Source organism: Gellertiella hungarica, assembly GCF_014197145.1.
Classification (GTDB): Bacteria; Pseudomonadota; Alphaproteobacteria; order Rhizobiales; family Rhizobiaceae; genus Gellertiella; species Gellertiella hungarica.
Map to the genome: position 1 here is coordinate 60,691 of NZ_JACIEZ010000010.1, position 26,887 is coordinate 87,577.

A 26,887-nucleotide genomic window follows, 5' to 3' on the forward strand; every position below is an offset into this window, starting at 1 on the left:
TGTGGTTCGTCGATTTCACGCGCATGCTGCCACTTCAAGTCGACTTGAGGTCAAGCATGAAGTTTCTCGATATCGGCGAAGTCTCCGCCCTCAGCGGCATCGCGCCCTCGGCGCTCAGATATTACGAGGAGGCTGGACTCATTTCCTCGGTCTCCCGGCGCGGCCTGCGCCGGCAGTTTCCGCCGGAAGTGTTGCTGCAGCTCAAGCTCATCGCCATGGCGAAGAGTGCCGGTTTTTCGCTGAAGGATATCGGCGGCATGTTCGGCGCCAACGGAATGCCGGATCTGCCGCGGGCGATGCTGCATCGAAAGGCAGAGGAAATCGATGCGCAGATCCGCGAACTGGCTGCGCTTTCCGACATGCTGCGCCATATCGCGGATTGCCCCGCGCCCTCGCACATGGAGTGTCCCACCTTCCGCCGGCTGCTTGGGGAGGCGGGAATGCCGGCAGGCAGGACCGTCAGGCCCTTTTCAGCCGGATAGGGTAGGGAACGGTTGTGCCGGCAGCGGCGCTCAGGCCGTTTCGCGCAGGACCGGCAGCCGGAGCAAGGCGTCGAGCTCCGATTCGGGAACGGCCCTTCCGTAGCGGAAGCCCTGTCCGAAGGGGCAGCCCATGGCGATGAGCGCGGCTTCCTGCGCTTCCGTCTCGATGCCTTCGGCAATGGTCTGAAGGCCGAGATCGTGGCTCATGCCGATCAGCGCGCGGGTGATGGCGGCATCCTGTGGGCTGTTGTCCAGATCGCGGATGAAGCCGCGGTCGATCTTCAGGGTGGTCAGCGGGTAGCGCTGAAGCGACAGCAGCGAGGCATATCCGGTTCCGAAATCGTCAAAGGCGACACCGACGCCCATGTCGCGCAGCTCCGTGAGGGTGTGCAGCGAGCGTTCGTCCCCCAGCGCAACCTCTTCGGTGATTTCAAGCTCGAGATGCTCGGGCGGTACGCCATGTTTCCTCAGGGCTTCGGAAACCTTGTCGCAAAGATTGAGCGCGCGGAACTGGATGGGAAAGAGATTGACGCTCATGCGCAGGTCCGAGCCACCCGCGTTCAGGCGGGCAATGACCCGGCACGCCTCGTCGAGCGTCCACCAGCCGATGTCGAGCGCCAGGGCGCTTTGTTCCAGCGCGGGCAGGAAGAGGCCCGGGGGAAGCAGGCCGCGTTGCGGGTCGTTCCAGCGGATCAGCGCTTCGAAGCCGTAGATGCGGCCCGTCGCAAGCTGCACCTGTGGCTGATAGTGGAGTTCCAGCTCGCCGTTGCGCAGGGCCTGGCGCAGCTCGTCGCGCATCGTCCGCCGGGCCTGCGCCTCGTCCCGCATGCCGGGGTCGAACAGGCGGCAGTAATACCCTCCGGCCGCCTTGGCCCGGTAGAGCGCGAAATCGGCACTGGCAATCAGCTCCTCCGCCTCTGCGCCATCCTGCGGACCGGTGGCAACGCCGACGCTGGCGGAGAGATCGAGCACCAGGCCGCCGAGGTGGAAGGGCTTGCGAAAGGCTTCGATCACCCGCTCGCCTTCCTTCTGCCAATGGGTTGGATCGCCCACTGCCGGTACAAGGAAGGCGAATTCGTCTCCGCCGAAACGGGCAAGCGCCCAGTCTGGGCCGGAAATGTGCGAAAGGCGCACCGCAACCGCCTGCAGCAGCGTGTCGCCGACGCTGTGCCCATAGGTATCGTTGACCTCCTTGAAGCCGTCGAGATCGAACAGCATCACCGTGGCGGACGGCCCCGCGGCCAGGCTCTCGCCCACGAGGTTGGTAAACTGGTGCCGGTTGTGAAGCCCCGTCAGCGCATCCTGGGAGGCAAGGCGCATCAGCTTCGCATCCCGCTCGCGCCGCTCCGTGATGTCCTTGATGACGGCTCCCGCCGCAAAGCCGGCCGGTCCTCTCCAGACGGAGAGGGTGATCTCGATCGGAAATTCGCTTCCGTCCTTCTTCACCGCAAAAACCTCGACGGCCTTGCCCCCGAGACTGGGCTTCTCGCCGGAGGCGACCCGGGCGAGACCCGCCATATGGGCGCCGCGCATGCGTTCGGGAATGATGATGGTGATCGGCTGGCCGATCATCTCCTCCCGCGTGTGGCCGAAGAGATCGCAGGCGGACTGGTTGACAAACTCGATGTCGCCTTCGCCGTTGATGACGATGAGAGAGAGGTCGGTTGCTTCGGCAAATCTCCGAACCGACATTGCTGCATTCCGGCTGTTGATCGAAGACCGCTTCAAACTGGGCATCCACCGCAAATGATTTCCACAGTCTATGACCGGCTGCTTGCAAAAGCATGAACGCCCGGACGCAAGTTCATGCTGTCGTGGGCGAAAGCGACGCAGACCAGACCTGTATTCGCGGAATCAGATACCCGAGCCGTCGAGTTCCCGGGCATCCTTGCCTTCCCATGGTGAGGGCAGGGAGGTGCGGTCGAGGTTGGCGGTGGGCAGGGGCATCCAGCATTTCAGTTCCGGTTCGGCATAGGCGATGATGCGGCCCGGGGAGGAGTCCGAGGAGCGCCAGCCTTCTCCGCCGAAGCGGTCGCCATTGGACCAGTAGGCCAGGTCGACCTCGGCCGGGCCCTGTTCCGACGGGCGGATGGTGACGAGGATGCGGCTGCCATCTTTCGGCGCACTCGGCATGTGGCGCCAGCGGTCGGGTTGATCCATCACGGTTCCTCCTCTTGTCCTGCTGAAGGGAAGTGTCGCGCCCCGGACCCGCTTGGTCAACCCGGCCAATCGCAAAGACAACAGCCAAGTTGGGTGCACCGGCCGTTGCGGGGCAGGGGTGCTGCGGCGGGAAGTCCTTGCGGCAGGGCTGGCACCGCCTGCCGTTTTCCGACAGCGGAACTCCACCTGCACCTGCCCTGTTGATGGTGAAACGGCTGGCTTCGGGAAAGAAGAAACATGCGCCACTTTGCCTCCACTTCGCGATCCGCCATGACGATCGGCCTCGTTGCGGCCGGGCTGGCCATGGCGTGTGCGGTGGCGGCGGGGTGGTTTCTCTCGGCGCCGACCGTCTTTTTCGAAGAAGGCGGTGCTACCCTTCCCTCCGGCGATCCGGAGAGGGGAAAGCTGGTGTTTCTCGCGGGACAATGCGCCTCCTGTCACGCATCGCCCGGCCAGCCCGACCGGCTGAAACTCGGCGGTGGCATTGCGATCGCGTCGCCTTACGGAACGTTCCGGGCGCCGAACATCTCGCCCCATCCCGCCGACGGCATCGGGCGCTGGTCGCCGGAGGCATTCGGCAATGCCCTGGTCAGCGGCGTTTCGCCCGCCGGCGAACACTATTATCCCGTCTTTCCCTACATCGGATACACGGCCATGAAGGTGCAGGACATTGCCGACCTCTATGCCTACATGAAGACGCTTCCGCCCGTTTCCGGCAGGGCGCCCGACCACGACCTGCCGGCGATCTTCCGCATCCGCCGGGCGATCGGCCTCTGGAAACTGGCGTTCTTCCGGGAGCGGCAGTCGAAGGCGACGATGACGGGAGAACCGGTGCACGACCGGGGCGGTTATCTGTCGGAAACGCTGCTTCACTGCGCCGAGTGCCATTCCAGCCGCAATGTCTTCGGCGCGGTCAGCAAGGCTACCCGCTTTGCCGGCGGCCCGGATCCGGAGGATACGGGCTTCGTGCCGAACATCACGCCGGGCCGGATCGGGGCCTGGTCCGAGGAGGATCTGGTGCGGATGATGCAGACCGGCCAGACACCCGGCCATGGAAGGGTGGGATCGTCCATGGCCGATGTGGTGGTCAATCTTCGGGGGCTGCCCCGCGACGATCTCGTGGCCATCGCGCGCTACATCAAGTCCCTGCCGGCGCGCGAGACGCCGAAACCCTGACGGCGGAGGCTCAGCGGCTGTAGAGATAGGCTGCAACGTCCCGGGCCTCTGCCGGGCCTATTCCCGTCGACGGCATGGCGGTGCGGGGGTCCTGGCGTTCCGGGTTCACGATCCAGCGCAGGAGATTGTCGGGCGAGTTCGGCAGCACGCCGGCGATGAAGACCCGCTCGCGCAGGCCGTCGAGCGAGCCGCCGACCCTGCCGTCGGCGCCGGGGATCCCCGATATCTCGTGACAGCCGCTGCACCCGTAGCGTCGGAGAAGCGCCGGTGCGCGCGCGGCGACGCCGCCGGTCATCGCCTCGGCCTCGATGCGCCGGTCGTCGGCGTTGCGCCAGCCGTTGACGGCATATCCCGCGGCGACGGCGAGAAAAATCCCGATCCCCAGGCCGGAGAGGCCCGCCAGTCCGGGATGATCAAAGCGGACTTGCTTCACGGTGCATCTCCTTTCCCGACGACCTGATCCATGCGGCGATGAGATATAGCGCGGCAGCCGCATAGACCGTTCCCGCCGGCACCCACATCAGCATGCCGGCCATCTGCTGGTCCTCGAGCGGCGTGAGGCCGAATTCGGGCGCAAGGCGGGTCTGCACGGGATAGAGGACCACGGGCGAAAGCGCGATCAACGCGCCCAGCAGGCTGGTATGCATCATGGTGGTGAAGAGGTGCCATGCGGCCACGCCCCGTGCCGCTTTCCACAGCACCGCCCACCAGAACAGGAGGGCGGTCAGAAGAAAGGTCGCATGTTGCAGGCGGTGCAGCAGAAGCGTCTCCACCACGGGATCGAAAAGGGCAGGCAGATGCCACATCCAGATAACAGCGCCGTGAAGCAGGGTGGCAACGCCGCCATTGCTGACGATCCGCCACAGGGCGAGCGGCTTCGGCTGGCGGAATGCCCGTCCCGCCCGATGCCGGATGTGGCGCGGCAGAGCGAAAAGCAGGATGCCGAGCGGTCTTGCCAGCACGATCAGCGGGGCTGCGACGGCCATGACGATCTCATGTTCGATCATGTGCGCGGTGAAGAGCGCCTCGCCGATGGCGTGCAGCGGCGAGAGGAGGGCGCCCGCAACGCAGAGAAGGCCGAGGCAGAGGCAGGTGACGCGTCCGTGAAGCTGCACGCGCCCCCGCCTTGCCCGGCGGTATAGCCGTGCGGCGCCGGCGATGGAAAGGCCGGAGACAACCAGCAGCGGCACCACCACCCATGGATCGAGCGTCCAGCCGAACTCGGCCCTATGTGCCGAACCGCCATGGGCTGCCGCCGGCCAGGCGGCCGACAAAACCATGAAAACGGCGGCGGCAGGGACGGGGCCGTGGCGGCGGCCCGCCGCTAGCGCAGGCATGGATCCAGCAGCCAGGCGGCTGCTCCCTGAAGGGCCATGGCAAAGGCGAAGGCCAGTCCGACGATACAGGACAGCCGTCCGATGAAGCGGGGCATGCGCCCCTCGGTCCTGCCGGCAAAGCGGGCAGAGATCTGCATTGCGGAGGAACCGCGTTTGCTGCTGATGCGGCTGCGCCCGAGCGAGCAGCTGTCGGGCGGGGCCATTCGCCTCAAGCGCAGGGCACCGTTTCAGCCGAGCCGAAGGGCCTCGTAATGCGCCTTCTTGTGCTCGTACATGGCGGCATCGGCCCGCCTTATGACCGACTCGATGGTTTCTCCCGCCGCGCTGGTGGCATAGCCGCTCGAAAGGCTGAGCGGGCAGCTGGAATAGAACTGGTTGTTGATCTTGAGCAGTTCGCCGATCGTGTCGAGCAGGGTAACGACGGCCTTTTCGTCGGCACCGGGCATCAGGATCGCAAATTCGTCGCCGCCGATGCGGGCAGCGTGGTTCGGCGCGGAGACGGCGCCGTTCAGGATCTCCCCCAGCCTCTGGAGAAGCCCGTCCCCGGCCGCGTGGCCCAGCCGATCGTTGACATCCTTCAACCCGTTGAGATCGATGATGATTGCCGAAACCGGCCGCAGGGCGCTGCGCTCCAGCCGGTTCACCTCCTCCACATAGAAGGCGCGGTTGTAAAGCTTGGTGAGGACATCGTGCTTGCCCAGATATTCCAGATAGGCCTCTGCCTTCTTGCGGGCGGTAATGTCGGTCAGGGCGACCTGCACGCGGGACCAGTCCGCCTCGTGACCGGGAAAGACGGAGAAGTGCAGCAGGAGATGCCTTTCCCCGCCGTCGAGCGCATAGTTGATCACCTCCCGGTGGTGGGAGAGAACACCGTTCCAGAGGTCGAGCAACTGTTCCCGGAAGGGCTTTTCCATCTCTCCGCGGAACACATCGCCGAGCCGCATGAGCAGCGTCATGCGATCCGGAGCACCGAAAAGATCGAGCGTCGCCTTGTTGACGTCGATCACCCGGATCTCGCTCATGCATTGACGGACGAATTCGGGGTGGACATCCATGAAGGTCCGGAAATCCAGGATGCCGCGCTGCCTTATGCCATCGATCAGCGCCTTCACCCGGCTGAAATCCTCGATCCAGAGAGAGACGGGAGAATGTTCGAAGATTCCTTCGGCGAGCCGCCGCTGCTCCTCTTCGGCGCGCCGGGCATTTTCCCGTTCGGTGATGTCTTCCGTCGTCAGCAGCACCCGCTCGAGGGTTTCCTCGTGCCCCGGCATCACCGTGCCGCGCAGCTGGATGTCCAGCCGCCTTCCCGAAAGCGTGTAGTTTACCGTCGTGCTGGAGAAGCTCCGGCTGCCGTCGAAGAGTTCGGCGAGCTCGTGAATGTGATTGTCCAGCATGTCGTCGCGGAAGACCCTGTCGAGGCCCGCGCGCAACGCGTCGATGTCGGCTGCCTCGAAAAGTTCGAGCGTCTTGCGGTTGACGGCCAGCAGGCGGATCCGGGCGGAGCATTCGGCAACCCGGGCCACGTCCTCGCCGAGGAAACGCCGGATGTCGGTCACGCCCTCGGAGCGCCAGCGCTCGAACAGTGCCCTCACCTCGCTGAAATCCTCGATCCACATGGCGATGGGCGAAAGATCGAAGATGTCCGAGTTGAGGGAGGATGCCATGAGGATTCGCGCTGCATATGATGATGTTGGATAGTTGCTACACATTAGACGCATCGAAGCGGCAAATGCAAAGCCTGTTCGGTGCGCTCTTCCGGGCCGCATGGCCTGCCCGGTCAGACGCTCGACAGCATCAGGCTGGTTTCGCTGTTGGCCACCCCGTCCACCATGCGCACCTCGCGCAGCACGCGGTCGAAATCGGACAGGCTGGCCGCCCGGATATCGGCAATCAGGTCCCAGTTGCCGTTCGTCGTGTGGAGAGAGTGGATTTCCGGCATGCCGCGCAGCTTGCGGATCACCTGCGTGGTCGACTTGCCTGTCACTTCGATCATCATCACCGCCCGCACGGTCTGGCCGTCGTAATCGTCCCGCACCCGTACCGTGAAGCCCAGGAGCGTACCCGTCTCGAAAAGCCGCTCCAGGCGGTTCTGCACCGTGCCGCGGGCCACGCCCAGCGCCTCCGATAGCTTTGCCAGCGAGGCGCGCCCGTCGGCTCTCAGATGGGCGATGATCCGCCGATCGAGATCGTCGGGAATGTATTTTGCGATGGTGGCTTCCCTGACATTGCTGGGCATAGTGTTCAGTCCGATTGGTCAAATCTGGCAAAAGCTGGCCGAAATTAGCACTCTTTTGCGATTTCAGCCAGACCATGTGGCCTGCTAGCCTGAGCGCCTCGCTACAATTCGGAAAAAGGAAGGCCCGCCCGTGCTGCTGCAGCCCTCGAAGAAAGCTCTCGTGCCGTTCGTGAGTGTCGAAAACATGATGCACCTCGTCCATCATGTCGGCATCGAAACCATGCTGGCCGAGCTGACCGATGCGATCGAGGACGATTTCCGCCGCTGGGAAAGCTTCGACAAGACGCCCCGCGTCGCCTCCCATTCGCCCGAAGGCGTGATCGAGCTGATGCCCACCTCCGATCACGAGACCTACGGCTTCAAGTATGTGAACGGCCACCCGAAGAACATGTCTCAGGGCCTGCAGACGGTCACCGCCTTCGGTCTGCTGGCGGAAGTTTCGACAGGCTATCCGGTCCTGCTGAGCGAGATGACGCTGCTCACCGCGCTGCGCACGGCAGCGACCTCGGCCATGGCGGCGCGGCACCTGGCGCCGAAGAACTCCCGCGTGATGGCGATGATCGGCAGCGGCGCGCAGTCGGAATTCCAGGCGCTGGCGATGAAGGTCGTCGTCGGCATCGAGGAGGTCCGCTTCTACGATATCGACTTCCGCGCAACGGAAAAGGCCGTCCGCAACCTCGCCGACAGCGGGCTGCGGGTCGTGGCCTGCCGGAGTGCCGAGGAGGCCATCGAAGGCGCGCAGATCGTCACCACCTGCACCGCCGACAAGCAGTTCGCGACGATCCTCACCGACAACATGATCGGGCGCGGCATTCACATCAATGCCATCGGCGGCGATTGCCCCGGCAAGACCGAGCTTCACCGCGACATTCTCCTGCGGTCCGACACCTTCGTGGAATATCCGCCCCAGACCCGCATCGAAGGCGAGATCCAGCAGATGGATCCCGATTACCCGGTCACGGAACTGTGGCGGGTGATTACCGGCCTCTCCGAAGGACGCCGCGACACCAACCAGATCACGCTTTTCGACAGCGTCGGCTTTGCCATCGAGGATTTCTCTGCCCTGCGCTATGTCCGCAACCGCCTGAAGGGGACGGACCTGTTCCTCGAACTCGACCTGCTGGCCGATCCCGACGATCCGCGCGACCTGTTCGGCATGCTGCTGCGGGCCAAGGGCTGAGTATCCGCTTCAACCGGAGGCCGCGTGCATCGGGCGTCATTCTCTCCTAAGCTCGCGTTCGCGACACCGGGCAACGGTATGGGAGGAACACGCGTGGAGAAGGGTTTTCATGGTCGCCCTCAGGGGCTGACGGCGGACAACTGGGACCGGGGTCCCTTCAATCGCTGGGCCTTCCAGCATGTGCGCGAACTGGTGCCGACCGTGAACGTGGCGCGAGGCCTCGGGCATGCCAGCGCCCTGCCCGCCCGTCACGAGACCCTCGCTACCGTCGCCTTCTCCCTCGATGGCGAAGAAGATACCGTGGGGAACTGGCTTGAAACGAGCCATACGGACGGTTTCCTGGTGATCGAAGGCGGCGCCGTGACCGCCGAGATCTACGACAACCACATGAGCCCACGCACCCCGCAGCTTGTCCAGTCGGTCTCGAAATCCGTGACCTCTGCCGTGGCGGGATGTCTCGTCGCCGAGGGAGTTCTGGACCCGGAAGATGCCCTCACCCGGCATCTGCCCGAGCTTGCCTCCACCGCCTATGCCGGCGCCACGATCCGCCACGTTCTGGACATGACGAGCGGTGTGGTCTTCGAGGAGGATTACACCGCGCCTCAATCCCATTGCGCGCGTCTCGACGCCGCGGCCGGCTGGAAGCCGCGCCGGCATCCGGAGTGGCCGGGGACCGTTTTCGACCTCGTCCTGTCCCTGGGGGAAACGGAGTGCGCACATGGTTCCTCGTTTCGCTATCGCTCCATCGAGACGGATGTGCTGGCCTTCGCCATGGAGCGGGCAAGCGGGCTGCCGCTCGCCGAGCTGGTCTCGCGCCATGTCTGGGCACCGATGGGCGCGGAAAGCGATGCGTCCTTTACCGTCGACCCGAGCGGTTATGCCCTGGCGGACGGCGGCTTCAATGCCACGCTCAGGGATCTCGGCCGCTTCGGGCTGATGGTGGCGCGGCGCGGTCGGGCCGGGGACAGACAGGTCGTTCCCGCTGCCTGGATCGAGGATTGCCTGAGGGGCGATCCGGCCCTCTTCAATGCCGAATCGCGCGTGGTGCTGCCGCAGGGCGCCTATCGCAACCAGTTCTGGGTGGAGGAAGCCGGAAGGCAGGTCCTTTTGTGCCGGGGCGTTTTCGGACAGCTGATCTACATCGATCTCGAGGCGGATTTCGTCGCCGTGAAGCTGTCGAGCTGGCCGGATTTCGTCAATCCGGCGGCAACACGCCGGGCGCTGGCAGCCATTCGGGCAATCCGCGACCGGGCGCGCTAGACATGGGGTGCTGAAAAAGAGAAGGCCCCGGCTCCATCCTCGCATGACGGGAAGCCGGGGCGCTTTCCTGCTTCGGGTCCGCACATCCCTGGGGATGGTAATAGGCGACGAAGGTCAACTGCAGGGAGTAAATAATGCTCGCTTGGGTGGTGATCCCGTCGATTAATGTGAGGACGATACATCTTTGCAACAGATGGCCGCGGCATGCCCCGGCGGCGTCGGTCAGCCACCCCGGGCGCGCAGGTAGGAGCTCGGGGAACTCCCCAGCATCCGCCGGAACATGGTGGTGAAGGCCGAAATGTTCTCATAGCCCGCATCGAGCGCGACGGAGGTCACGGCCTGCCCGTCCGCGAGCCGCGGCAGCGAGGCGAAGATGCATGCCTGCTGACGCCAGGTCACGAAGCTTACTCCGGTTTCCTGGCGGAAATGACGGGTGAAGGAGCGACGGCTCATGCCGAGCGCCTGCGCCCAGCCATCGATGCTGGCCGAAGCCGAAGGCGCCTTGAGAAAGGCCCGGCACAGGGCGGCGAGCCGTGCCTCGGACGGAAAAGGCAGTCCGAGCGGTCTTTCCGGCAGGCAGGCCAGCTCGTCGAGAAGGAGCTCCATGACCAGAAGCTGCCGCCGTTCCGAAAGCGGCTTTTCCTCGACCCGCACCAGCTCCTCGATGAGACTGCGCGCCAGCATCGTGACCTCCACAACCCGCGGGCCCTTCGCCCCCTCGGCCCCCGCATCCACATAGATCGAATGCATCTCCACATCGCTGACCATCTCGGTCGCATGATCGAGACGGGCGGGTATGACCAGAGCATGGCCGGGGGGAATCATCCAGCGGCCTGTCGCCGTGGTGACGAGCACCACACCCCGGCGGGCGAACCAGAGTTGCGTGCGGCTGTGCTGGTGTTCCGGCACGCGCAGGCCCGCCGGATAGAGGCGACCGAGGGCCACGACCGGTTCGTTGGCGCCTTCGATCCATCGCAGGCTTCTGAAATGCTGCTCGTCCGCGGTCGCGTGATCGTTCTTGATGAAATCTAAATTGCGCATCTGGCCCACTCGCGAAGGAAGTCGACCAGAGCACAAAAGCGGGCCATCGGCAACACTTGTATGACATCCCCTCGGCGCTGCGCGCCGCCATCAGGCATGAACGGGAGAGGCATCATGGCCAGCATCACGGGAACCGGTGTCAACGTCGAGCGCACGGCCTTTTCGGTCATCCTCGCCGCCAGCTTCTGTCACATGCTGAACGACATCATGCAGTCGCTTCTGACGTCCCTCTATCCGCTGCTCAAGGACAATTATGCGCTCGATTTCGTCCAGATCGGGCTGCTGACCTTCGCCTTCCAGGTAACGGCGTCGCTGCTGCAGCCGGCGGTGGGCGTCATCACCGACCGCTGGCCCATGCCCTTCTCGCTGCCGGTGGCGATGGTATCGACGGCGACCGGCCTCTTTACGCTGGCCTATGCGGGAAGCTTCCCCTTCCTCGTGCTCGGCGCCTGCCTCATCGGCATCGGCTCGGCCATCTTCCATCCGGAGGCCTCGCGCGTGGCGCGTCTTGCCTCGGGCGGGCGGCACGGGCTGGCCCAGTCCTTCTTCCAGGTGGGCGGCAACACGGGAACGGCCATCGGCCCGCTGCTTGCAGCCTTCATCGTCATCCCGCATGGCCAGCGCAGCCTCGGCTGGTTCACGCTCATCGCGCTCACCGGCTTTGCGGTTCTTTCCTGGGTCAGCGTGTGGTACGTGCGTCACCGTCGTTCGGCCGCCGGCCGGAAGCCGGCAAGCCGCACCCTGCCACTCGCCCGCAATCGGGTCATCTGGACACTGGCCATCCTGGTCGTGCTGACGGCGACGAAGAACGCCTATCTCGCAAGCCTTTCCAGCTATTTCACCTTCTATGCCATCGAGAAGTTCGGCGTGGACGTGCAGAGCGCGCAGATGATGCTGTTCCTGTTTCTTGGCGCTTCGGCCGCGGGCGTGTTCCTCGGCGGACCGATCGGCGACCGCTACGGCGCCCGCGCCGTCATCTGGTTCTCCATCCTCGGCGTCATTCCCTTCGCGCTGCTGCTGCCCTATGCCAATCTGTTCTGGACGACGGTGCTGGTGATCGTGATCGGCTTCATCTTCTCGTCCGCCTTCTCGGCCATCGTGGTCTTCGCGCAGGAGCTCGTGCCGGGCCGCGTCGGATTGATCGCCGGCATGTTCTTCGGCTTCGCCTTCGGCTTTGGCGGTATCGGCGCGGCAGTGCTGGGCGTCCTTGCGGACCGCCAGGGCATCGAGACGGTCTATGCGGTGGTTTCCTTCTTGCCTCTGCTTGGCCTGCTCACCATCTTCCTTCCCCGGATACCGGATCACGCCTGAGGCGGCGGATCCGCAAAGGCGCCATTCCGTCTTTTCCTCCGGACTGAATCGATTTAACCAGGAACGCAAGTGGCCGCCCCGCCGGGCGGCCCGTCAATGATGGGAGGTTCCATTCATGTATGTACCCGCGCAGAACCGCTATGACGACGTGACCTACCGGCAGTGCGGCCGCTCCGGCCTCAAGCTTCCGCCGATCTCGCTCGGCCTCTGGCACAATTTCGGCGGCACGGATGTCTTCGAAACGGGCCGCGCCGTCATCCGCCGCGCCTTCGACCGGGGCGTCACGCATTTCGATCTCGCCAACAATTACGGCCCGCCCTATGGTTCGGCGGAAGAGAACTTTGGCCTGATCCTCGAGCGCGATTTCCGCAGCCACCGCGACGAGCTGATCATCTCCTCCAAGGCCGGATGGGACATGTGGGCCGGGCCCTACGGTCTTGGCGGGTCGCGCAAGCATGTGCTCGCCTCGCTCGACCAGAGCCTGAAGCGCATGAAGCTCGATTACGTGGACATCTTCTATTCGCACCGCCCCACCCCGGATGTGCCCCTGGAGGAAACCATGGGCGCACTGGTGCAGATGCACCGCCAGGGCAAGGCACTCTATGTCGGCATTTCCTCCTACGGTCCCGAACGCACCCGGCAGGCGGAGAAGATCCTGCGCGCCGAAGGGGTGCCGCTGCTCATCCACCAGCCGTCCTATTCGCTGCTGAACCGCTGGATCGAGGACAAGCTGCTCGCGACGCTCGAGGAGCTCGGCACGGGCTGCATCGCCTTCTCGCCGCTGGCGCAGGGCATGCTGACCAACAAGTATCTGAACGGCGTTCCCGCCGATGCCCGCGCCGCCAAGGGCGGCTCGTTCCAGCAGGACATGCTGAGCGAGCAGAACCTCGCGATGGTGCGCGCGCTCGATGCGATCGCAAAGCGCCGCGGCCAGACGCTGGCCCAGATGGCGATTGCCTGGGTCCTGCGCGACCCGCGCGTCACCTCGGCGCTCATCGGCGCGCGAAACGTGGCGCAGCTCGACGATTCGCTCGACGCGCTGAACAACCTCACCTTCACGGCCGAGGAACTGGCCGAGATCGATGCCCATGCCAGGGATGGCGGCATCGACCTCTGGCGCGGAGTCTCGGAGTTCAAGTAAGCCTCCTCGGCGCCGCCTTATTTCCCGGGCGGCGCCAGCCTCAACAGCCGTCCGGGCTGATCGTCCTCGACAATCCAGACGGCGCCGTCGGGTGCGACAGCCACGTCCCTGATCCGGGCCTCCATGTCGAAGCGCTCCGCTTCGTCCGGATTTCCGCCTTCGTCGAAGGTCACGCGGACGAGGCAGAGGCCGGCGAGGCCGCCGATCAGGGCGGATCCCTTCCATTCCGGAAAAAGCCCGCTCTCGTAGAAGGCAAGGCCTGCCGGCGCGATAACCAGGTTCCAGTAGAGCGGAGGCGCGGCGAATTCGGGCCGTGTCTCGTGCCGCGCAATCGGCGCGCCGCTGTACTGGTCGCCGTTGGAGACGACGGGCCAGCCGTAATTCAGCCCCGGCTCGATCCGGTTGAATTCGTCGCCGCCCTTGGGGCCCATTTCATGCAGCCACAGGCGGCCATCGGGTGCGAAGGCAAGGCCATAGGGGTTTCGGTGTCCGGTGCTCCAGGTCATCGCTGCAACGCCCGGCTTGCCGGCTTCAGGGTTTCCGGGGGCGGGCTTGCCGTCGAGCGTCAGCCGGAACACCTTGCCGCGCGCCATGTCCGGATCCTGCGCCGTCTCGGGCTCCATGCGGTCCCCCACCGTCAGGAAGAGATGGGTACCTTCGGGATCGAAAGCGATGATGCCGCCCGGCTGGCCGCGCCCGCCCGGCTTCTGTCGGAAAAGCTCCGAGAACTCGGAAAGTCGCGCCCCGCCGCCACTCTCGTCCAGCCGTGCCTTCGCCAGGACGAGCGAAGTCCCGCCCCGGTCGGGTGCGACATAGGTGAGGTAGATGGTGCCGTCCTCGCTGTAGCGGGGAGAGACCGCCACGTCGAGAAGGCCGTTCTGGCCGGACGCCGCGACCTCGGGAACGCCCGAAACCCCGCTCTTCTCCCCTTTTTGCGTGACGAGGAAAAGGCCGCCCGGCTTTTCGGTCACGAGCAGACGCCCGTCCGGCAGGAAGGCAATGGCCCAGGGCGTGTCGAATTCGGCGATAGCCGTCGCCTCGAAGGGCTTTTTGGCGGTCGCCGGTCGGTCCCCGGCATTGATGGAGGCTGCTGCCGCCGGCATCGCAGCGGCAAGGGCAAGGGAAAGCAGTAAGGATCGAAAGGCGCTGGTCGTCATGCAGGTGTCTCCGGAGATCGTCCATGATCTAGGGTGCGCCATCCCCGGAAAAAGAGCGGCAGAAGGGCGATGCCGCATTTGTGAAGGGGTGCATGCGGCGGCAGAGGACGCTATCCTCTCGGCATGGATTCGCTTCCTCTCAAAGCCGGCCCGGAGGCTTCGCCGGTTGCCCTCGTTCCCGAATGGGCAACGCGCCCCGGCGCGTCCCCATCGGAAGCCGATGCGGCGTTCGGCGCCGGCGCGGCGCTCGCGGTGCTGGATGGCATCGTCCGGAGCCAGCCGGAGTGGTCGGGCGTCTGGCAGGCGCGCCTCGCACTCGCCGCTGCGCAGGAAACGCTGACATTCTTCCGCCGTCAGCAAAGCGCGGAGGCACTGCGTGACGCGCTTCTTCTGACGCCCCCGCAGGGGGATCCCGGTCCCGACGGTCATGTGCTGCGTGCCTGGCAGGCGCTGTCCGAGCGGCGCGCGGCGATTGCCACGCCGCTGCTCCGGGACCTCGCGGCGGATTTCGGCATCCGCTTCGATGGCATCCTGCTCGACATTCCGGCACTTCTCGACGATCTCGAACAGGCGGCCGGGTCGCCGCTCCATTCCGCAGCGGTGCTGCTCGAGACGATTGCGCGGGATCGTCCCGATGCAGAGCCCCTCGGCCTCTGGCTTGCCGACTGGATGATCGCCCGGCGCCTGCGCTGGCCCCGCCCCCTTCCCCTGATCATGACGCAACGGTCCGGCCCTCCCTTCCGCACCGCGGGCGGGAGGGGACGGTGCAAGCCCGCAGAGCCGGGCTATCGTGCCGCGCTGTGCGCAGCCGTCGCACTGGCCGCGGCGGATGCCTGCCGGCGTGCGGCGGAACTCTCCCGCCGCGCGGCCCAGCTTCAGGATGTCTCGCGCAAGGTGCGGACCAAGGGAGCGGCAAAGGTCATCCGCCTGCTGCTTGAGCGGGACGCCGTTCTCGCCACCGCCCCGGGCACGGGGCTGTCGCGCTGGGCGGCGGGGCGCCTTTTCGAGCGACTGGAAAGCCTCGGCGCCGTGCGCGAGCTTTCCGGGCGCAACAGTTTCAGGATCTATGGCCTATGACCGCCCGGCGTGCCCCCTCCCCCGGCGCCGAGGCCGGGCCGACGGATGCAGAGCTCCCGCATCTCACCCCGCCCCAGCGGTGGCGGGAATGGATGATGCGCGTTGAAGCCATCATCTTCGCGGCCCGGGAGCCCGTCCCCCGGGACCAGCTGTCCCGCGTCGTCGGACGCGACTGCAATCTCGATCTGCTGATCGCCGACATCCGGGAGGAACTGAAGGCGCGGCCCTATGACATCATGGCCGTGGCCGGCGGCTTCCAGCATCGCACGCGGAAGGCCTATGCCGATGTCATCCGGGCCTCGTCTGCCTCGCTTCCTCCTGTCGCGGATCTGGGCACGCGGGAGGCGGCGGTGCTGATGGCGATCGCCTATTTCCAGCCGGTGACCCGCACGGAGCTCTCCCGCATCTTCGGACGGGAGATCGGCCGGGAGGTGATCGCCGCGCTGCGGCAGGCCGGGTTCGTCAGCGCCGGGCCGCGCAGTCCGGCCCCGGGCGCGCCCTACACCTTTGTCACCACCCGCTTCTTCCTGTCCGCCTTCGGCTTCCAGACCTTGCGCGATCTGCCGGATATCGAGATGCTCGAGGATGCGGGCCTGCTCAGCCGGCGCAAAACCGCCGATGAGGGCGATCTGGCGCCCGAAGGTGACGAGGCGGACTGACGTTTCAGGCTACGGGGGCCACCCTTGCCGCAGCCTTTGCCCGCTCTGCAATGGAGCGGGCGATCCATGCGCAGACGATCAGCTGGATCTGGTGGAAGATCATCAGCGGCAGGACGATCGCGCCGATGCTCTGTCCGGCAAAGATGACGTTCGCCATGGGGACGCCGCTTGCCAGGCTCTTCTTCGAACCGCAGAAGATGGCGGCGATCCGGTCCCCTTGCCGGAAGCCGAAAAGCCGGCTGCCGATGGTGGTGATGGTCAGCACCAGCGCAAGGATTGCGCAGTCGAGGGCAATGATGAGGCCGAGATCCTTAAGGTCCAGCGTCTTCCAGATGCCCTCCACCACCGCGTCGCTGAAGGCGAGATAGACGACCAGCAGGATGGAGCCCCGGTCGAAGGGCGTGAGCAGCTGCTTCCTCGCCCTCACCCAGTTGCCGATGAAGGGCTGAAGCAACTGGCCGGCCACGAAAGGCAGGAAGAGCTGCGTCATGATCTTCACGAGAATGTCGCCGGAAAAGCCGATATGGCCGCCCGCCGAAAAGAGAGCCGCGACGAGCAGCGGCGTCAGGACGATCCCGAAGATGTTGGAGGCCGACGCCGCGCAGATGGCCGCGGGCACATTGCCGCCCGCCATGGAGGTGAAGGCAATCGAGGACTGGACGGTGGATGGCAGCACGCAGACGTAAAGCAGCCCCAGATAGAGCGGTTGCGGCACCAGCCATGGCGACAGGAAGCCGAGCGCGACGCCGATGGCCGGAAAGACCGCGAAGGTCATGACCAGAATGAAAAGCTGCAGCCGCCAATGCAGGAAACCGGCGATCACCACATCCGTGGAAAGCCGTGCCCCATGCAGGAAAAACAGAAGCCCGATCGCCACAACGGCGGCCTGCGAGAGAATATCCGCCGCCCCTCCCGTCGCCGGCAGGACACTCGCCAGAACCACGCAGAGAACGAGGAGTGTGGTGAAGAGGTCGGGCAGAAAACGCCGCATCGGCTGGCTCCTTGGCTGGGCGGGGCGGCTGATGTTCCCCAAAGCGGGGTGCAATGCAAGCCGGATCTGCCGTTTCCGGGTTCGCCCCGTCCTGCCGCCAAGAAAAAAGGGAGGTGCATTCCTGCACCTCCCTTTGTCTCACGCATCGGGGCGGATTACTGAAACACCTGAACCACAGTGCGGGACTGCGGATCGACGATCACGCGCTCGTTGTTCACCACGGCATAGGCATATTTCGGCTCGTCCGGGATCGGAACGATTTCCACGGTCTGCGGCAGGGGCTTGCCCACCACGACCTTTTCCTCCACGACCACGCGCTGGGTCGGTGCGGGCTGTTCCTGCACATAGGTGACCACCTTCTGCGGCGGCGGATCGATGGCGGTCCCGACAAGCGCGCCGGCAACACCGCCGACGGCTGCGCCAACCGGACCGCCGACGATGGCGCCGGTCACCGCACCGCCGGCAGCGCCGTTGATGGTGCTCTGCTGGGCAGCGGCGGTGGTGGCAAAGCCGGCTGCCGAGGCAAGCGCGGCGACAAGAATCATGGTCTTACGCATCACGTTTCTCCTTTGTCGTTGTGCCCCTAAAACGGACAATGAAGAAGTTCGGTTCCATGCGAAGCGGGCGAGAGGGCGTCCGGATGGACGTTGGACGGTCGGAAACGGCTGACATTACAAGGATTTAATTCGGCGGGACAAACGGGCTCGTCTACAAGCAAGGAGGGAGGCAGACGAAACGGAGAACAACCATGCGAGCCACCATCCTGCGCTACGCGACACCCACCATCACCGGGCTTTTCCTGGTATCGCTCGTCTCGGGCATCGCCCTCTTCTTCCACGTCGGCGGCGGCCTCTTCAACGCGATGCACGAATGGCTCAGCATGGTGCTGATCCTGCCTTTCGTGCTTCATCTCTGGAAGAACTGGCGGGCCTTGACGACCTATTTCTGGAAAGGACCGATGGTCGCCGCGCTGGCCCTGTCGCTCATGGCCGCTGCCGGTTTCGGCCTTGCATCGATGAGCGAAGGCCGGACCGGCGGGCCCCCGCAGATTGCCCTCACCCACGCGCTTTTCGCCCGCACCGCGACCGAATTCGCTCCCGTCCTCGGCATGTCGGGAGAAGCGCTTGCCGCGCAGCTCCGGCAGGCCGGTTACAGTGCGGCCGATCCGTCACTCCCCCTGTCCGCGATAGCCGCCCGGTCCGGCAAGAGCGAGTTCGAGCTCAGCAGCGCCCTGCTTCAGGTGAGGCCGTGACTTTCGGACCGGTCAGATCGCCGGGCGTTTCAGCACCTGCAGGATCGCCCGGCCGAGTTCGCGGCCCTCGAAAGGCTTGCCGATGATCGGCGTATCCTGAAACCGCTCGGGGATGACCAGACGGTCGCCGTAACCCGTGGCGAACAGGAAAGGTATGCCGAGATCCGACAGCCGCACGGCAATCTCCTCGGAGGTCCCCTGCCCCAGGTTGAAGTCCAGAAGGGCAAGGTTCGGCGTTGCCTGGTCGAGCACGCCGAGCGCGTCGCGGACATGGGCGGCGAGCGTCACGGTCGCTCCCATGGCGCGCAGCGTATCCTCGATTTCCATCGCAATCAGCGCCTGATCCTCGACGACGAGGATATGGCTGCCCGAAAGGTCCGCATTCTGGGCGGAGGTCTCCTCCAGCACCGTATCGCGCGGCACTTCGGCGACCACATAGGCGGCCGGAATGACCAGCGTCGCCTGCAGCCCGTCGGGCACGAAGCGCATGTCTGCCTCGCCGCCGAGATCGTACTCCATGCAGCTTGCGATCAGCTTCGTGCCGAAGCCCTGTGCGGAGGGTTCGGAAACCGTGGGGCCGCCTCTCTCCAGCCATTCTATGGAGCAGCTTCCGTCGTCGCGGATGGTCCAGCTGACCCCGAGCGTTCCGCCCGGCGTGCTGAGTGCACCATATTTTGCGGCATTGGTCATCATCTCGTGGATGACGAGCGCCACGGCGCCCGAAGCCCGTTCGTCCAGCGCAATTTCGGGACCGTGGACGCGCAGCCGGTCCGGCTGGCGCTGCGGCCGGTAGAGAACCGCCTCCGATTCGACGATGCGGGCAAGGGAGCGCGAGCTTGCCCCCGAGATCGACTGGTCATGGGCGCGTGAGAGTGCCTGAAGACGCCCCTCCAGCGTTGCGGAAAAATCCGGGACGGAAGCGGCATGGACGCCGGTCTGGCGCGCGATGGAAAGAATGAGCGTGATGATGTTCTTGATCCGGTGGTTCAGCGCGTCCTGGATCAGCCGGCGCCGCCTTTCCTGGAGCGCCCGCCGGTCGCGCTGGAATTCCGCGATATCCGCGAAGGCGCCCTTGAGTTCGCCCGCGATGACGCGCGCGATCCTCCCGGCAGAAGGGGCCGCGCTGACCGGTGACGCCCGCTGGCCCGGCGACCCGGAAGAAGATCAGATGCCGCCGCGGAGACAGGCTGAGCGGCACGATCAGGAGCGCGCGCAGGTCGGCCCGTCCGAGCGGCTGTCCAAGGCCGGCAAGGTCATTGGTCTCGTAGATGTCGCCGGTGGAGTCGGAAAGGGCGGTGATCTGCTCCAGTCCGTGCATGTCGGGCGTCGCGCCATGCGCCAGCCAGCGGCCGCTTTCGCCATAGGCCACGCCATCCGCACGCAGAAGGGTGGCGAGGGCCGGCACATGGGCATGCATCGAGGGCATGTCGGCCGCCCGGGCTTCCTGCCGGATTTCCAGCGTCATCTGCCGCAGCTGCTGGCGCGCCTCTTCTTCTCGCAGGCGCGCATCGCGGCGTTCTGCCTCGGTGAGCTGCAGCGCAAGAATGCGGCCGAAGAGTTCCAGGCCGGCGCGCTCGGGTGCGGTCAGCCGCCGCGGCGAGGGATGATGACAGGAGAGCACTCCCCACAGCCCGTTCTCGCCCATCAGCGGAACGATGAGGCTGGCCGCAATGCCGTGCCGGGCAAGCGCCGCGGCGTGCTCCGGCAGCAAGCAGCGCAACTGCGCATGGGCGAGATCGGGCTGCTCGTTCGCCATCCCGTCCGGCATCATCGGCATCGTTTCCGAGCCGGTATCCGCAATCATCCGGATGGCTGGCAGCGGCGGATTGCCCGCAAGAAAGACCGCTTCCGCAAGGGGCGCACTGTCTGCAAGGCTTCCGAGGCGCGATCCGGCCCGGAGGGTCTCGGCCATGATGCGGGCCTCGCCGGTATTGGAAACACGATAGAGAAGCGCCCGGTCGTAACCCAGAAGGGCGCCGGCAATGCGGGTTGCCGTGGCGGCCATCCGTTCCGCGGACATGCTGGCCTGGAGGCGGCGCGCCAGAGCCTGGGCCGGATCGATGGCCGACTGGATGAGACTTTCGCCGGCGGTCGCCTCCTCCAGCTCGACGATCACATGGCCGCTGTAGCGGTGGATGAAGACATCGAAGCTCTGCTCCTCGCCGGAAAGCTCGACTCCGCTGAGAATGCCGGGAGACGGCGTGCTGCCCGTTTTCGCCAGCAGATTGCGCAGGGCATGGGCAGCCTGCATGCCGATCACGTCCTCCAGTTCGTCATCCGTCGCCAATGGCCGTGGCCAGGTGCCCGACCAGGACACCAGCCTGAGGTTTTCTTCGCTGAAGGCCAGCAGGCGGCCGTGGCTCTGGACGCGGCCACGCCAGAAGCGGGCATCGCAATCGGCATGCAGGATTTCGATAGGCAGATTCAAGGCGGCGGCTTTCGAATGGGGGCGTTCAAGCCTGAGGCGACGATCGTGCGGAACCAAATCGCGCCCTCCGTCTTTAAGGCTCGGGTCGGCGGGCTTCTTGATTCTTGTGTTCACGATTAACAGAAGGCGCTCGCCGGGTCGGTCTACTTGTGGACGAATCCATAAGAAACAAAACCGGAGGGTGAAATATTGTCTGCTCCGACGCTCCAGGATCTTGCCGGGAACGCGCTGATCTCAGCACTCAGGGAAGAGGATCGCCGGCGGCTCATGCCGCACATGATGATCCACGAATTACGACCAGGCGATGTATTGCAGGAGTCCGGGCAGGAGGTTTTCGAAACCTGGTTTCCGCTCGATGCGGCCCTCGCAAGTTTCTCCGTGGCGACCTACCGGGACAACGACGCGGTCGAGGTGGCGCTTGTGGGGCGGGAAGGCGCGGTGGGCGGCATTGTCTCCGACGGCTCGATTGCGGCCTATGCCACCGCGTCCGTTCGCATGGCAGGGCGGTTCATCCGCATCCGCAGCCAGACGCTCGAGCAGCTGAAGACCGAAAGCATCCATGTCAGGCACTGGTTCTCGCGCTATTCCGACTACCTCCTGGCGCAGTCCTTCCAGAATGCCGCCTGCAACGCCAAGCACACCATTACCCAGCGCACCGCCCGCTGGCTTGTGTCGGCCATGGATCGCACGCAGAGCAACCGCTTCGAGCTGACGCAGGAACAGCTTGCGGAGATGCTGGGGGTGGGGCGCACATTCGTGACCCGGACGGTCAGCGCCATGCGCGCCGAGGGTCTCATCGAGAGCCGTCGGGGGGTTTTCACCGTGGTGAACGAGCAGGCCCTGCGCAACCATTCCTGCAGCTGCGGCGCCGCCCTGGAACGGCATTTCCATGCGGTTCTCGACAATCTCTATCAGAGTTGATCCATTGTGCACGCGCGGCGGGATCGCACCCCCGGTGATCCCCCGGGCAGGCCGATCCTCGCCGGATTACGCCAAAAAAATGCCGGAATAGGACATCTGTGGCCGAATCCGTACTTGCCGTCCGTCAAAGAACCTGATGGTTTCCAGCACACCGTGGCACAGGTTGCAGGGATACGTGGTGGAGCACTGGCCGGCATTTCCGGCTGGATGATGGAGGCAGACCTATGAAGATAGGTGCATTGAGAGAGCGCGCGGAGCATGAAAACCGCGTCGCGCTGACGCCGGATTCGGCATTGCAGCTGAAGAAGCTCGGGCATGACAGCGTGGTCGAGGCAGGTGCCGGGGCCCGCGCCGGGATTTCCGACGATGCTTATCGCGCCGCGGGCGTGGAGGTCCTCGGCGATGCGGCAGCGGTGATCGCCGCCGCGGATGTCGTCGTGAAGGTTCGCGGACCGGAACCCGATGAGGCGCAGACCCTGAAGGACGGGCAGACGCTGATTTCCTTCCTGTGGCCGGCACAGAATCCGGAGCTTCTCGAGCTCTTCAGGCAGAAGAACATCACCGCGGTCGCCATGGACATGGTGCCGCGCATCTCCCGCGCGCAGAAGATGGACGCGCTGTCGTCGATGGCGAACATCGCGGGGTATCGCGCCGTCATCGAGGCGGGCAACCAGTTTGGCCGCTTCTTTACCGGCCAGGTCACGGCAGCAGGCAAGGTGCCGCCGGCCAAGGTGCTGGTCGTGGGTGCCGGCGTTGCCGGTCTTGCCGCGATCGGCACGGCTGTCAGTCTGGGCGCCATCGTCCATGCCTTCGACGTTCGCCCGGAAGTGGCCGAGCAGATCGAATCCATGGGGGCGAGCTTCGTCTTCCTCGAGTTCGAAGCGAACCAGGACGGAGCGGCGACGGGTGGCTATGCGGCTCCCTCCTCGCCGGAATTCCGCGAAAAGCAGCTTGCCAAGTTCCGCGAGCTGGCGCCAGAAATGGATATCGTCATCACCACCGCCCTTATCCCCGGCCGCCCTGCCCCGAAGCTGTGGACGGAAGACATGGTGGCGATGATGAAGCCGGGCTCGGTCATCATCGATCTCGCCGCGGAGCGCGGCGGAAACTGCGATCTGACGGTGCCGGACCAGCGCATCGTTTCGCCGAACGGGGTGGTGATCGTCGGCTACACGGACTTCCCGAGCCGGATGGCCGCTCAGGCCTCGATCCTCTACTCGACCAACATCCGCCACATGCTGGCGGACCTGACGCCCGCCAAGGACGGCGTGATCAACCACAACATGGACGATGACGTGATCCGCGGCGCGACCGTCACCAAGGGGGGCGAGATCACCTATCCGCCACCGCCGCCCAAGATCCAGGCAATCGCCGCCGCCAAGCCGAAGGAAAAGGCGAAGGAGCTGACGCCGGAGGAAAAGCGGGCGCAGGAGGCGGCAGCCTTCCGCAAGCAGACGACCACGCAGGTGGGCCTGCTGGTCGTCGGTGGCGCGCTGATGCTGCTCGCCGGTCTTTATGCGCCGGCGGCCTTCATGAGCCACTTCATCGTCTTCGTGCTCTCCTGCTTTGTCGGTTTCTCCGTCATCTGGAATGTCAGCCACTCGCTGCACACGCCGCTGATGGCCGTCACCAATGCGATCTCCTCGATCATCATTCTCGGTGCCCTGATGCAGATCGGTTCGGGCAGCTGGCTGGTGATCATTCTCGCCGCGCTTTCGGTCTTCATGGCCGGCATCAACATTTTCGGCGGCTTCATGGTCACGCGGCGCATGCTGGCCATGTTCCAGAAGTCCTGAGGGGGAGAGAACAATGGGTTTCACGACATCCGCTTACGTCGTCGCGGCGGTTCTCTTCATCCTGTCGCTCGGGGGCCTTTCCGGCCAGGAAAGCGCCAAGCGCGCCGTCTGGTACGGGATCGCGGGCATGGCGCTTGCCGTCATCGCCACCTTCATCGGCCAGTCGGCCAATGGCACGCTCGTCAACGTGCTGACGGTCCTCATGCTGGTCGCGGGTGCGGTTCTCGGCGCGATTGCCGCCAAGCGCGTGCAGATGACCGAGATGCCGCAGCTTGTGGCCGCCATGCATTCGCTGGTCGGCCTTGCCGCCGTCTTCATCGGCTATAACGCCCATATCGAGGCGGCCCGCGTGATCGGCCTCGACGAGGCATCGAAGGCAGCGCTATCCGGCTTTGCCGCGATCCTCGCCCACAAGGATGCGGTCGAACTCTCCATCCTCCGGGTCGAGACCTTCCTCGGCGTCTTCATCGGCGCGGTCACCTTCACCGGCTCGGTCATCGCCTACGGCAAGCTTGCCGGGAAGGTGGACGGCAAGGCCAAGAAGCTGCCGGGCGGCCACCTGCTCAATGCGGCAGCGGCCATCCTTTCGGTCGTCCTGCTGGTCGTCTACCTGCAGACGGGCTCGTCGATCGCGCTCATCGTCATGACGCTTGCCGCGCTCTTCATCGGCTATCACCTGATCATGGGCATCGGCGGCGCAGACATGCCCGTCGTGGTGTCGATGCTGAACAGCTATTCCGGCTGGGCGGCAGCGGCCATCGGCTTCTCGCTGTCGAACGATCTGCTGATCGTCGTCGGCGCGCTGGTCGGTTCTTCGGGCGCGATCCTCTCCTACATCATGTGCAAGGCCATGAACCGCTCCTTCATCTCGGTCATCCTCGGCGGCTTCGGCGGCACGACGGGCCCCGCGATGGAAATCTCGGGCGAGCAGATTGCCATCGACGCGGAAGGCGTTGCGGCCGCGCTCAACGATGCGGATTCCGTCATCATCATTCCGGGTTACGGCATGGCGGTGGCGCAGGCGCAAGGGGCGGTTTCGGAACTCACCCGCAAGCTGCGCGCCAAGGGCAAGAATGTCCGCTTCGCGATCCATCCGGTGGCCGGCCGCCTGCCGGGACACATGAACGTGCTGCTCGCCGAGGCCAAGGTGCCCTACGACATCGTTCTCGAGATGGACGAGATCAACGAGGACTTCCCTGAAACGGATGTGGCGATCGTCATCGGCTCGAACGACATCGTCAATCCGGCCGCACAGGAAGATCCGAACAGCCCGATTGCCGGCATGCCGGTTCTCGAATGCTGGAAGGCCAAGCAGGTCTTCGTCTCCAAGCGCGGACAGGGAACGGGCTATTCGGGCATCGAAAACCCGCTCTTCTTCAAGGAGAATACCCGCATGTTCTACGGCGATGCGAAAGCGTCGCTGGAAAAGCTCCTGCGCCTGATCGACTGACCGGCCGCAATGCCATCTGCTTCCGACGCCGCGCCGAAAGGTGCGGCGTCTTGTTTTGGGCGTGAGGGGCGGGTTTGGACTTCTCCCTCCCCTCCCCTTACCTGCGGCTCAGGCGCGCTTCGCCATCCATGTCTTCGCAAGTTCGAGATCCATCCGCGTCAGGCCATGGCCGGAAGGAAGGACCTCGTGGGTGACATCCGCACCCGCCGTCGAAAGGGCGCTGGCAAGGCGGGCGGCGTTGTCGGCCGGCACGATCGGGTCCATCCCGCCGGAAAGCAGCAGGACCGGCTTTCCTTGAAGCCCGCCGGCGGGCGTTTCAGCAAGCGGAACCATGGCGCGCAGGAGCATGGCGCCTGCCAGCACGTCCGGGTGGCGGTAAAGCAGCGCGGCGGCGATGTTGGCGCCGTTCGAGAAGCCGATGGCGACGGGCGCCTCCAGTCCGTAAGCCTGCCGCGCCTCCTGGACGAAGTGTGCAAGCTCGCTTGCGCGGTGCCGCACGTCGTCCTCGTCGAAGACGCCTTCCGACAGGCGGCGAAAGAAGCGCGGCATGCCGTTTTCCAGCACCTTCCCCCGCGGAGAAAGCAGCGCCGCGCCGGGCGACAGCTGCTGCCCGAGCCCGAGCAGGTCGTTTTCGTCGCCGCCGGTTCCATGGAGGAGCAGCAGCGGCGGCAGGTTCGGTGCCGTTGCGGGCACGAAGCGGTGGATATGGGAAAGACCGTTTTCCGTCATGGCTCTCTTCCTCGTTTTCTGGGGCGGGCTTCGCGGAAAGGCGCGAAGCCCCTGTCCGGGTCAGGCAAGAGGCCTGTTGTCCGTGGCGAGCGGCGGCAGCAGGCCCTCGATCTTCTCGCGATAGGGCTCGAGATTGGCCGGCAGCTTCAGCGCTTCGCCAAGGCTTTCCGCCGGCTCGTCCACAGCAAAGCCCGGCTCGTCGGTTGCGATCTCGAAGATCACGCCGCCGGGGGAGCGGAAATAGACCGAGCGGAAATAGTCCCGATCCTTCTGCTCCGTCGTCGGGATCCGGAGTTCGGAGCGGAGCCTCTCCGCAAGTGCGGCCTGTTCGGCATCGTCCTTTGCCCGGAAGGCAATGTGATGCACCGAACCGGCTCCCTGGCGGGCGGGCAGGAAACCGCCGGCCGCATGGATATCCACGATGCCGCCGATCTTCTCCGACCGGATTGCGTAGCGCGTGGTCGTGCCCTCGGTGGCAATCCGCTCGAAGCCGAAGACGGCGGTCAGGACGCGTGCCGTCGCTTCGCCGTCCTCGATCAGGAGCGAGACGCCGTGGAAACCGCGAAGCGCGACATCCGCCGGGATGTCTTCCGTCGCCCGGGCCGGTTCGGCTTCGATCCCGTCGATGCCGACGAGCGCGAGGCGCATTCCGTCCGGGTCGCGGAAGGGCAGAACGGTCTCGCCGAAGCGCGTTTCCATGGCGCCGTGGGGCACGCCCTTCTCGATGAAGCGGTGCATCCAGAAACCGAGCGCAGCCTTCGGCACGCGATACATGCTCTCCTCGGTTTCGCCGATGCCAAGCCGGCCGGGACCGACCCCTTCGAAGGGAAAATGGGTCATGATCGTGCCGGGCCGTCCCGTCTCGTCGCCGAAATAGAAATGATAGGTGCCGGGATCGTCGAAATTCACCGTCTTCTTGACGAAGCGCTGACCGAGGGTCCGGGTGTAGAAATCGTAGGTTCGCTGGGCATTGCCCGAGATGGCGGTGATGTGGTGGAGCGGGTTGCTCATCTTGGTTCTCCGTATCCTGTGGCGGATACCGCCGTTGCTGTTGGCACAGAGGTAGGAGATCCCGCGGCGGATTGCACGCGGTTGCGCTTGCA

The 26,887-nt window shown here is 65.2% G+C and carries 27 protein-coding genes; 12 read left to right on the plus strand and 15 right to left on the minus strand.

Annotated features, from left to right (window positions below):
- The first annotated feature begins 56 nt into the window (after positions 1-56).
- Complete coding sequence (locus GGR23_RS18700) at positions 57-482, plus strand: helix-turn-helix domain-containing protein (RefSeq protein WP_183367841.1); 426 nt, start codon at positions 57-59, stop codon at positions 480-482.
- A 30-nt stretch (positions 483-512) separates the two neighbouring features.
- On the opposite strand, the gene GGR23_RS18705 is transcribed toward GGR23_RS18700, so the two are convergent.
- Together GGR23_RS18705 and GGR23_RS18710 are read right to left on the minus strand one after the other, a co-directional pair.
- A complete protein-coding gene (locus GGR23_RS18705; protein WP_183367842.1) occupies positions 513-2,174 on the minus strand; it encodes a putative bifunctional diguanylate cyclase/phosphodiesterase in 1,662 nt (553 codons plus the stop codon).
- Between the two features lie 162 nt (positions 2,175-2,336).
- A complete protein-coding gene (locus GGR23_RS18710) occupies positions 2,337-2,642 on the minus strand; it encodes a hypothetical protein (RefSeq protein WP_183367843.1) in 306 nt (101 codons plus the stop codon).
- Positions 2,643-2,879: 237 nt separating this feature from the next.
- Between GGR23_RS18710 and GGR23_RS18715 the strand changes: the two genes are divergently transcribed.
- Positions 2,880-3,818, plus strand: a complete 939-nt coding sequence (locus tag GGR23_RS18715) for a cytochrome c (protein ID WP_246365848.1) — start codon at positions 2,880-2,882, stop codon at positions 3,816-3,818.
- Positions 3,819-3,828: 10 nt separating this feature from the next.
- On the opposite strand, the gene GGR23_RS18720 is transcribed toward GGR23_RS18715, so the two are convergent.
- The 5 genes from GGR23_RS18720 to GGR23_RS18740 form a co-directional block, all read right to left on the minus strand.
- Positions 3,829-4,251 carry a c-type cytochrome gene (locus tag GGR23_RS18720; protein ID WP_343066703.1) on the minus strand — a complete coding sequence of 141 codons (423 nt, stop codon included), beginning with the start codon at positions 4,249-4,251 and terminating at the stop codon, positions 3,829-3,831.
- Entirely contained in the window at positions 4,232-5,098 is an 867-nt protein-coding gene (locus GGR23_RS18725) for a cytochrome c oxidase assembly protein (RefSeq protein WP_246365850.1), read from the minus strand. Before GGR23_RS18725 ends, GGR23_RS18720 begins: the two co-directional genes overlap by 20 nt.
- A 44-nt stretch (positions 5,099-5,142) precedes the next feature.
- Positions 5,143-5,358, minus strand: a complete 216-nt coding sequence (locus GGR23_RS18730) for a hypothetical protein (RefSeq protein WP_183367845.1) — start codon at positions 5,356-5,358, stop codon at positions 5,143-5,145.
- Between the two features lie 24 nt (positions 5,359-5,382).
- Entirely contained in the window at positions 5,383-6,819 is a 1,437-nt protein-coding gene (locus tag GGR23_RS18735) for a sensor domain-containing diguanylate cyclase (protein WP_183367846.1), read from the minus strand.
- Positions 6,820-6,932: 113 nt separating this feature from the next.
- Complete coding sequence (locus GGR23_RS18740) at positions 6,933-7,391, minus strand: Lrp/AsnC family transcriptional regulator (protein WP_183367847.1); 459 nt, start codon at positions 7,389-7,391, stop codon at positions 6,933-6,935.
- 130 nt (positions 7,392-7,521) lie between these two features.
- On the opposite strand from GGR23_RS18740, the gene GGR23_RS18745 reads away from it, so the two are divergent.
- Together GGR23_RS18745 and GGR23_RS18750 are read left to right on the plus strand one after the other, a co-directional pair.
- The gene (locus tag GGR23_RS18745) at positions 7,522-8,571 is read left to right on the plus strand and encodes an ornithine cyclodeaminase (RefSeq protein WP_183367848.1); all 1,050 of its coding nucleotides are present in this window, start codon (positions 7,522-7,524) and stop codon (positions 8,569-8,571) included.
- Positions 8,572-8,664: 93 nt separating this feature from the next.
- Positions 8,665-9,831: a serine hydrolase domain-containing protein gene (locus tag GGR23_RS18750; RefSeq protein ID WP_343066704.1), complete on the plus strand. Its 1,167-nt coding sequence runs from the start codon at positions 8,665-8,667 to the stop codon at positions 9,829-9,831.
- 222 nt (positions 9,832-10,053) lie between these two features.
- Here the strand turns inward: GGR23_RS18750 and GGR23_RS18755 are convergent, their stop codons facing one another.
- Complete coding sequence (locus GGR23_RS18755) at positions 10,054-10,872, minus strand: AraC family transcriptional regulator (RefSeq protein ID WP_183367850.1); 819 nt, start codon at positions 10,870-10,872, stop codon at positions 10,054-10,056.
- 114 nt (positions 10,873-10,986) lie between these two features.
- On the opposite strand from GGR23_RS18755, the gene GGR23_RS18760 reads away from it, so the two are divergent.
- On the plus strand, positions 10,987-12,183 hold the full coding sequence (locus GGR23_RS18760; RefSeq protein WP_183367851.1) for an MFS transporter: 1,197 nt from the start codon (positions 10,987-10,989) through the stop codon (positions 12,181-12,183).
- A gap of 115 nt (positions 12,184-12,298) precedes the next feature.
- On the plus strand, positions 12,299-13,324 hold the full coding sequence (gene mgrA / locus GGR23_RS18765; RefSeq protein ID WP_183367852.1) for an L-glyceraldehyde 3-phosphate reductase: 1,026 nt from the start codon (positions 12,299-12,301) through the stop codon (positions 13,322-13,324).
- A gap of 17 nt (positions 13,325-13,341) precedes the next feature.
- Here the strand turns inward: mgrA and GGR23_RS18770 are convergent, their stop codons facing one another.
- Positions 13,342-14,481 (minus strand): PQQ-dependent sugar dehydrogenase, encoded by a 1,140-nt coding sequence (locus GGR23_RS18770; protein ID WP_183367853.1) that lies wholly within the window; start codon positions 14,479-14,481, stop codon positions 13,342-13,344.
- A 123-nt stretch (positions 14,482-14,604) separates the two neighbouring features.
- On the opposite strand from GGR23_RS18770, the gene GGR23_RS18775 reads away from it, so the two are divergent.
- Both GGR23_RS18775 and scpB read left to right on the plus strand, forming a co-directional pair.
- Positions 14,605-15,558 carry a DUF1403 family protein gene (locus GGR23_RS18775; protein ID WP_183367854.1) on the plus strand — a complete coding sequence of 318 codons (954 nt, stop codon included), beginning with the start codon at positions 14,605-14,607 and terminating at the stop codon, positions 15,556-15,558.
- On the plus strand, positions 15,555-16,217 hold the full coding sequence (gene scpB, locus GGR23_RS18780) for an SMC-Scp complex subunit ScpB (protein WP_183367855.1): 663 nt from the start codon (positions 15,555-15,557) through the stop codon (positions 16,215-16,217). The genes GGR23_RS18775 and scpB overlap by 4 nt, the downstream gene beginning before the upstream one ends.
- Before the next feature lie 4 nt (positions 16,218-16,221).
- On the opposite strand, the gene GGR23_RS18785 is transcribed toward scpB, so the two are convergent.
- Both GGR23_RS18785 and GGR23_RS18790 read right to left on the minus strand, forming a co-directional pair.
- Positions 16,222-17,208 (minus strand): bile acid:sodium symporter family protein, encoded by a 987-nt coding sequence (locus tag GGR23_RS18785; RefSeq protein WP_183367856.1) that lies wholly within the window; start codon positions 17,206-17,208, stop codon positions 16,222-16,224.
- 155 nt (positions 17,209-17,363) lie between these two features.
- A complete protein-coding gene (locus GGR23_RS18790; protein ID WP_183367857.1) occupies positions 17,364-17,765 on the minus strand; it encodes a DUF1236 domain-containing protein in 402 nt (133 codons plus the stop codon).
- Positions 17,766-17,956: 191 nt separating this feature from the next.
- On the opposite strand from GGR23_RS18790, the gene GGR23_RS18795 reads away from it, so the two are divergent.
- Entirely contained in the window at positions 17,957-18,460 is a 504-nt protein-coding gene (locus GGR23_RS18795) for a DUF4405 domain-containing protein (protein ID WP_183367858.1), read from the plus strand.
- A 12-nt stretch (positions 18,461-18,472) separates the two neighbouring features.
- On the opposite strand, the gene GGR23_RS18800 is transcribed toward GGR23_RS18795, so the two are convergent.
- Entirely contained in the window at positions 18,473-19,429 is a 957-nt protein-coding gene (locus GGR23_RS18800; RefSeq protein WP_425486196.1) for an HWE histidine kinase domain-containing protein, read from the minus strand.
- Positions 19,317-20,888, minus strand: a complete 1,572-nt coding sequence (locus GGR23_RS18805) for a GAF domain-containing protein (RefSeq protein WP_183367860.1) — start codon at positions 20,886-20,888, stop codon at positions 19,317-19,319. The genes GGR23_RS18800 and GGR23_RS18805 overlap by 113 nt, the downstream gene beginning before the upstream one ends.
- A 189-nt stretch (positions 20,889-21,077) precedes the next feature.
- Between GGR23_RS18805 and GGR23_RS18810 the strand changes: the two genes are divergently transcribed.
- From GGR23_RS18810 to GGR23_RS18820, 3 genes are all read left to right on the plus strand, one after another.
- A complete protein-coding gene (locus GGR23_RS18810) occupies positions 21,078-21,809 on the plus strand; it encodes a Crp/Fnr family transcriptional regulator (RefSeq protein ID WP_246365851.1) in 732 nt (243 codons plus the stop codon).
- Positions 21,810-22,033: 224 nt separating this feature from the next.
- Entirely contained in the window at positions 22,034-23,605 is a 1,572-nt protein-coding gene (locus GGR23_RS18815) for a Re/Si-specific NAD(P)(+) transhydrogenase subunit alpha (protein ID WP_183367861.1), read from the plus strand.
- Positions 23,606-23,618: 13 nt separating this feature from the next.
- On the plus strand, positions 23,619-25,055 hold the full coding sequence (locus GGR23_RS18820; protein WP_183367862.1) for an NAD(P)(+) transhydrogenase (Re/Si-specific) subunit beta: 1,437 nt from the start codon (positions 23,619-23,621) through the stop codon (positions 25,053-25,055).
- 108 nt (positions 25,056-25,163) lie between these two features.
- Here the strand turns inward: GGR23_RS18820 and GGR23_RS18825 are convergent, their stop codons facing one another.
- Positions 25,164-25,784 (minus strand): alpha/beta hydrolase, encoded by a 621-nt coding sequence (locus GGR23_RS18825; RefSeq protein WP_183367863.1) that lies wholly within the window; start codon positions 25,782-25,784, stop codon positions 25,164-25,166.
- A 60-nt stretch (positions 25,785-25,844) separates the two neighbouring features.
- Complete coding sequence (locus GGR23_RS18830; protein ID WP_183367864.1) at positions 25,845-26,795, minus strand: ring-cleaving dioxygenase; 951 nt, start codon at positions 26,793-26,795, stop codon at positions 25,845-25,847.
- Positions 26,796-26,887: the final 92 nt, after the last annotated feature.

What these genes read in the sequence shown, in the direction of transcription:
- GGR23_RS18700 (WP_183367841.1), top strand. Translation starts at nt 57, where the DNA reads ATGAAGTTTCTCGATATCGGCGAAGTCTCCGCCCTCAGCGGCATCGCG.
- GGR23_RS18705 (WP_183367842.1), bottom strand. Translation starts at nt 2,174, where the DNA reads ATGTCGGTTCGGAGATTTGCCGAAGCAACCGACCTCTCTCTCATCGTC.
- GGR23_RS18710 (WP_183367843.1), bottom strand. Translation starts at nt 2,642, where the DNA reads ATGGATCAACCCGACCGCTGGCGCCACATGCCGAGTGCGCCGAAAGAT.
- GGR23_RS18715 (WP_246365848.1), top strand. Translation starts at nt 2,880, where the DNA reads ATGCGCCACTTTGCCTCCACTTCGCGATCCGCCATGACGATCGGCCTC.
- GGR23_RS18725 (WP_246365850.1), bottom strand. Translation starts at nt 5,098, where the DNA reads ATGGTTTTGTCGGCCGCCTGGCCGGCGGCAGCCCATGGCGGTTCGGCA.
- GGR23_RS18730 (WP_183367845.1), bottom strand. Translation starts at nt 5,358, where the DNA reads ATGGCCCCGCCCGACAGCTGCTCGCTCGGGCGCAGCCGCATCAGCAGC.
- GGR23_RS18735 (WP_183367846.1), bottom strand. Translation starts at nt 6,819, where the DNA reads ATGGCATCCTCCCTCAACTCGGACATCTTCGATCTTTCGCCCATCGCC.
- GGR23_RS18740 (WP_183367847.1), bottom strand. Translation starts at nt 7,391, where the DNA reads ATGCCCAGCAATGTCAGGGAAGCCACCATCGCAAAATACATTCCCGAC.
- GGR23_RS18755 (WP_183367850.1), bottom strand. Translation starts at nt 10,872, where the DNA reads ATGCGCAATTTAGATTTCATCAAGAACGATCACGCGACCGCGGACGAG.
- GGR23_RS18760 (WP_183367851.1), top strand. Translation starts at nt 10,987, where the DNA reads ATGGCCAGCATCACGGGAACCGGTGTCAACGTCGAGCGCACGGCCTTT.
- mgrA (WP_183367852.1), top strand. Translation starts at nt 12,299, where the DNA reads ATGTATGTACCCGCGCAGAACCGCTATGACGACGTGACCTACCGGCAG.
- GGR23_RS18770 (WP_183367853.1), bottom strand. Translation starts at nt 14,481, where the DNA reads ATGACGACCAGCGCCTTTCGATCCTTACTGCTTTCCCTTGCCCTTGCC.
- GGR23_RS18775 (WP_183367854.1), top strand. Translation starts at nt 14,605, where the DNA reads ATGGATTCGCTTCCTCTCAAAGCCGGCCCGGAGGCTTCGCCGGTTGCC.
- scpB (WP_183367855.1), top strand. Translation starts at nt 15,555, where the DNA reads ATGACCGCCCGGCGTGCCCCCTCCCCCGGCGCCGAGGCCGGGCCGACG.
- GGR23_RS18785 (WP_183367856.1), bottom strand. Translation starts at nt 17,208, where the DNA reads ATGCGGCGTTTTCTGCCCGACCTCTTCACCACACTCCTCGTTCTCTGC.
- GGR23_RS18790 (WP_183367857.1), bottom strand. Translation starts at nt 17,765, where the DNA reads ATGCGTAAGACCATGATTCTTGTCGCCGCGCTTGCCTCGGCAGCCGGC.
- GGR23_RS18795 (WP_183367858.1), top strand. Translation starts at nt 17,957, where the DNA reads ATGCGAGCCACCATCCTGCGCTACGCGACACCCACCATCACCGGGCTT.
- GGR23_RS18815 (WP_183367861.1), top strand. Translation starts at nt 22,034, where the DNA reads ATGAAGATAGGTGCATTGAGAGAGCGCGCGGAGCATGAAAACCGCGTC.
- GGR23_RS18820 (WP_183367862.1), top strand. Translation starts at nt 23,619, where the DNA reads ATGGGTTTCACGACATCCGCTTACGTCGTCGCGGCGGTTCTCTTCATC.
- GGR23_RS18825 (WP_183367863.1), bottom strand. Translation starts at nt 25,784, where the DNA reads ATGACGGAAAACGGTCTTTCCCATATCCACCGCTTCGTGCCCGCAACG.
- GGR23_RS18830 (WP_183367864.1), bottom strand. Translation starts at nt 26,795, where the DNA reads ATGAGCAACCCGCTCCACCACATCACCGCCATCTCGGGCAATGCCCAG.